Below are 4,825 nucleotides of genomic sequence, written 5' to 3'. Positions count from 1 at the left end.
GAGGTTGCCGGTCGGCTCGTCGCACAGCAGGAGGGACGGCCGGTGGACGAGGGCGCGGGCGATGGCGACCCGCTGCCGTTCCCCGCCGGACATCCGGGTCGGCAGAGCGCCGAGCCGGTGGCCGAGCCCGACCCTGACCAGGGCGGCGCGGGCGCGGCCGGCGCGTTCGGAGCGGGGGGTGCCGTTGTAGACCATGCCGAGTTCGACGTTCTCCAGGGCGGTGCGGTGCGGCAGCAGATGGAAGGACTGGAAGACGAAGCCGACGCGACGGCCGCGCAGCGCGGTGCGGGCGGGTTCGCCGAGGGCGCCGGTGTCCAGGCCGTCGAGGAGGTAGGTGCCGGTGGTGGGCCGGTCGAGCAGGCCGAGCACGTTGAGGAGGGTCGACTTCCCGGACCCGGAGGGCCCGGTGACGGTGAGGAACTCCCCGGGCCGTACGACCAGATCGCACGGCTTCAGCGCGGCGACCGGCGGCCGACCGGGATAGGTACGCCCGACCCCCCGGAACTCGATCACCGGCGCATCACCGGACCGCCCCGCGGGCTCCCCGGTGCCCCGGGGGTCCGGTGCCTCGCTCATGACAGGTCCTGTCCGTCGTCGCCCGTGTCCTGGCGGCCCGCCGGGGAGTCCGCGGCGACGCCGGTCATCACCCGGTCGCCCTCGCGGAGGGAACCCGCCCGGAGCGGCTCCACCGCGACGAAGCCGCCGCCGCTGGTCAGTTCCCGTACGTCGATCCGCCGCTGCCCGCCTCCGGCGTCGACCACGGTCACGTACAGCGTTCCGCCGCGCCCGGCGGTGACCGCGGTGATGGGGACGACCAGTTCCCGGCCCTTCGTGGAGGCGGCCCGGATGGTGACGCGGACGTCCTGTCCGGACAGCTCGGCCCCGATCGGCTTGTCGGGGCGCAGGACGACGAGATAGCCGGAACCCTCAGCGCTCCGCTCGTCCCCCGTGTCCTCGTCGCCGCCCTCGGTGTCCCGCCGCGGCGAACCGGGGGTGTCCGCGACGGAGACGAGCCGCGCGGAGAACCGCCGTTGCCCCAGCTCGGCGTAGATCTCCGCGGGCTGGCCGGTCTTGAGCAGGTCCACCTGGAGCTGGTTGACCCGGGCGTGGACGAGGAGCTTGCCGGCCGAGACGGTCATCGCCCGCTCGCCCACCGCGCCGCCGACATGCGCGTCCACCTCGTCGACGCGGGCCGGGAACCCGGAGAGGAAGACCACCTCGGCGGCGGGCAGCGTGGGCCCGGCGCTGTCCTCGGCGGCCCTGCGGTCGGCGCGCGCGGTGTCGCGGTCCTCGATGGCCCGGGCAAGTGTCCGCCGGGCGGTCCGCACGGCCCGCCGGGCCTCGGTGCGGTCGGCGCCGGCGGCCGCGTTCCGCAGGGTGGCGTAGGCGTCGGAGAGCGCGGTCCGTGCGTCCTCGACCGCGCGTTCCGCGGCGGTGAGTGCGGTGGCGGCGGCCTTCAGGGTCTCCCCGCCGTCGTCCGTCGCGGGCAGCGGCTCGTAGCCGATGGAGGAGTAGAAGGAAGCCAGGGCCGCCTTGGTGGCGGGGCCGAAGACCCCGTCGGCGTCCTGGCCGCTGTCGAGGCCCCGTTTCCTCAGCGCGTTCCGGAGCTGCGTGACGTCCTGTCCCCGCATGCCGGGCTTCAGGTCCCGGTACGCCGGGATGGTGCCCTCCAGCGCGAACACCGGCCGCCCGGAGACCTCCAGGAGGACCTGTCCGGGTCTGACCGGGGAGCCCGCCTTCACCGGCACGCCGCTGACGACCGCTCCGGCGGTGCCCTCGGCGCCCGCGCCGGTCTGCGGCGAGACGGTGACGGACTGCTCGGCGGTCACGGTTCCGCGGGTGACCACGTCGCTGGTGAGCACCCGTTGCTCCACGGGGCGGGTGAGCAGCGACGACGGGGGCGGCGCGGCGTCCGCGGCGCGCTGGGCCGGCGACTTGATCCACATCCCGGCGCCGACGCCGACGGCGGAGAACAGCGCGGCGGTCACGACGACCGCGACCAGCGCCCGCCGACCGGCCCACTGCGGCGAACGGCCCCCGGGTTCCTCACCAGGGCCCTCTCCGGGTTCCTCTCCAGGGGCCTCTCCGGGTTCCTTTCCAGGGGCCTCTCCGGCTTCCCCAGCGGGCTCCTCGTGAGCGCCCTGCGCAGGACCCTCCTCGTTCCCCTCCCCGTTCCCCTCCCGGTCGCCCTCCTCGACGGCCTCGCCGCCCGGCTGGTCCGTCATGGTGCTCACTGCCCGGCTTTCTGCTCGGCCCGGGCCATGCACTGCCCTTCGGCGTCCTTGTCGATCTCACTGTCGGCGGGCAGGTCGAACTCGCCGGTCTCCGGGTCGGGGTCGCCGTACCCGTCGTACCCCTTGTCCCGCATGCAGGAGACGAAGTCCCGCAGCAGCCCCAACTCCCACTCCGTGACGGGGACCTTCACCCCGTCCGGCGCGACGTCGCGGCACTCGCGGTAGGCGCGTCCGAGCGCCGCCGGGTCCACGCCGCCCTCCTCGACGGTCGTCCCGGACATCTCGACGTCATGAGCGGCCAGGCAGTCCTTGTACGCTCCGGCCCCGCGCTCGGCGCTGTCCGCGGAGCCCTTCGCCTCGCCGGGACCGTCGGTGCCGCCGTCGTCCGAGCAGGCGCCGAGGACGGTCATGAGTACGAGCGCCGCCGCGGCCGCCCCGGCCCGCGCCGTCCTCACTCGGCCCCTCCGATGATGTCCGCCGCGTTCTTGACCAGCGCCTTCTTCGTGGCTAGGACGTCCGCGAAGTGCTCGGCCTTCTCATCGATGTAGGTGCGCTGGTACGCCTCTGCCACCGCGTACCAGATGCCGACGGTGTTGAGCCGCTGCTTGCAGGCGACGTCCGCCGTGGCGACGGAGACGGCGGCCTTGGTGTCGGCGCCCGAGACCCACTCGGGGTCGTTCGCGGCGTCCATCGGGGTGGCGTAGGTGAAACCCTTCTTCTTCAAGCAGGCGGACCACTTCTCGAATGCCTCGGTCACCCGGCTGTCCCGCTGGACCTTGCCGTACAGGGTGTAGAACTCGTTGCCGACCTTGAGCGCGTCGATGCCCTTCACGCCGCCCTCGTCCAGCCTCTTGTCCACCTCGGCGGCGCAGCCGCCCTTGCCGAGCCGACGTCCGGAGGTGTCGGTGACGTTCTTCGCCGAGCCGTTGTAGACCGAGCGTTCCGCGTCCGTCGGCTCGTAGGAGCTGCTTGTCTTCTGCTGTTCGTCGCCGTCGCCGCGGGGGTCGGCGTAGCCGTGTTCGCGGGCGGCGTCCGCGTCGATGATGGTGAAGTAGCGGGTCGGGTCGACGGTGAGGTCGGGGAGGTCGCGGGTCGCGTCCTTGTCCGAGATCCAGTTCATCCCGAAGCGCTCCATGCAGCGCCGCGAGAGCACGGCACCGGCCTGGGTGTAGGCGCGCAGGTCCTCGCCGCTGAAGACGTACTGCTCCATGGGCAGGGCCGGGAGGTCCGCCGAACTCCTCACCGTGGGGATCGTCCTGATCTCCGGCGGCTCGCCGTCTCCGCCCCCACCGTCCGTGCAGGCGGCGAGGCCCCATAACGCCACTGCCGCCGCGATCCCCCTGACACCGGTCCGTGCCCGCATCGCTCTCCCCTACGTTCGTACGCTGGTGCGTCCGCGCATCCGTGATGCCGCGTGTGTCGCGCAGTTCTCCGTGCGTCGCGCCGTTCCCCGTATGCCGTGCTGTTCCCCGTGGGTGGTGCACATGCGAACGCGATGCCGGGAGACGGGGCCGAACCCCGCTCCCGGCACCGCCGGGCCGATCCGTCCGTCGGAAGGGACGGACGGATCCGTCAGGAGTATCTGGCGGAGCTGACCTGGTCGTTCAGGACGCCGTAGCCCGACGTCGAGACGTAGTAGGGCAGCGAGGCGCCGCCCTGGCCCGCGTGCTCGTACACCTTGATCGCGCAGTTGGCGAAGCCGCGGTGCGACGACGCCTGGTCGTTCCAGGCACTGCTGAACCCGGACGTGAAGTCCGAGTCACTCGTCGTGGCGGTGCAGGACGTGGTACCGCCGGCGGTGACCGTGTAGGTGGAACCGCCGTAATTGGCGTGCAGATAGAAGATACCAACGACCGTGTCGGCCTGTGCGGGCGCCGCGGTGACGAGACCCGCACCGGTCAGGGCCGCCGCGCCGAGCAGCCCGGCAGCCACCTTTCGCATGATCATGGATGAGCCTTCCCTGAGAGGTTACTGCGCGGAAATGCGCAGGGCCGTGCAGGAAGGAGAAGATGTGCGGCAGAACGCGTCCCTAAGACGCTCTCCCCCCGAAGAACAGGGACCGCCACGAGCAAGTCTGGACCTTATGCCCCCCTGGCGTCCCAGAAGGAAGCTAACCACGCGCCCCGTACGGCGAACGACTGCAACTCAGCCATATTGAAGGGCAGTTGGCGGGTCCGGTGATCCCTCGGTCGACGATCCGTCAGCCGAGCCGTTCACCCCGCCGCCCCATACGGCCACGATCACCATTCCACTTTCAGGCCCACGCCCCCCTTATCGACCTTCCCCGTTTCAACAGATTTCGGATAGGGGCTGCAAGGGCATCCAAGTGCCGCACGGATCCACGATTTCCCGCGCACGGGAACGGTGAACTCGGCACCTCTGAGAATATGGATCAAGTGAAGAAGATCCATCCACAGGGCCCCATTTCATAAAGCCCGCGAGGAGCTGGGAACTCACACGAGCAACCCGCTCCGACTCCGCTGTCGCCCCGAATGCGCCCCGAATGCGCCCCGGGACCGCCGTCGAAGCGCCCCGCCGTCCCCACCCCTGCGCGCCGCCGCCCGGGACCCCGGCGCGCAGGGGTGGGGACG

5 protein-coding genes are annotated in these 4,825 nt (G+C 71.8%); all 5 read right to left on the bottom strand.

Annotated features, from left to right (window positions below; translation table 11 throughout):
• A partial coding sequence (locus AOK23_RS42140) for an ABC transporter ATP-binding protein (RefSeq protein ID WP_157878325.1) occupies positions 1-576 on the bottom strand: 576 nt, incomplete at its 3' end.
• A complete protein-coding gene (locus tag AOK23_RS42135) occupies positions 573-2,225 on the bottom strand; it encodes a peptidoglycan-binding protein (RefSeq protein WP_107103002.1) in 1,653 nt (550 codons plus the stop codon). The genes AOK23_RS42140 and AOK23_RS42135, both read right to left, overlap by 4 nt.
• A 5-nt stretch (positions 2,226-2,230) precedes the next feature.
• Positions 2,231-2,689, bottom strand: coding sequence for a hypothetical protein (locus AOK23_RS42130; RefSeq protein WP_055717674.1), 459 nt, complete (start codon positions 2,687-2,689; stop codon positions 2,231-2,233).
• On the bottom strand, positions 2,686-3,597 hold the full coding sequence (locus tag AOK23_RS42125; protein WP_157878323.1) for a hypothetical protein: 912 nt from the start codon (positions 3,595-3,597) through the stop codon (positions 2,686-2,688). The genes AOK23_RS42130 and AOK23_RS42125 overlap by 4 nt, the downstream gene beginning before the upstream one ends.
• A gap of 209 nt (positions 3,598-3,806) precedes the next feature.
• The gene (locus AOK23_RS42120) at positions 3,807-4,181 is read right to left on the bottom strand and encodes a hypothetical protein (RefSeq protein WP_055522109.1); all 375 of its coding nucleotides are present in this window, start codon (positions 4,179-4,181) and stop codon (positions 3,807-3,809) included.
• Positions 4,182-4,825: the final 644 nt, after the last annotated feature.

The organism is Streptomyces torulosus, assembly GCF_001419765.1.
Taxonomy (GTDB): domain Bacteria; phylum Actinomycetota; class Actinomycetes; order Streptomycetales; family Streptomycetaceae; genus Streptomyces; species Streptomyces torulosus.
The sequence above is the reverse complement of the archived record's forward strand: the minus strand, read 5'-3'. Positions and strand labels throughout refer to the sequence as shown.

Coding starts and splice junctions, on each gene's coding strand:
- AOK23_RS42135 (WP_107103002.1), bottom strand. CDS start 2,225: ATGACGGACCAGCCGGGCGGCGAGGCCGTCGAGGAGGGCGACCGGGAG.
- AOK23_RS42125 (WP_157878323.1), bottom strand. CDS start 3,597: ATGCGGGCACGGACCGGTGTCAGGGGGATCGCGGCGGCAGTGGCGTTA.
- AOK23_RS42120 (WP_055522109.1), bottom strand. CDS start 4,181: ATGATCATGCGAAAGGTGGCTGCCGGGCTGCTCGGCGCGGCGGCCCTG.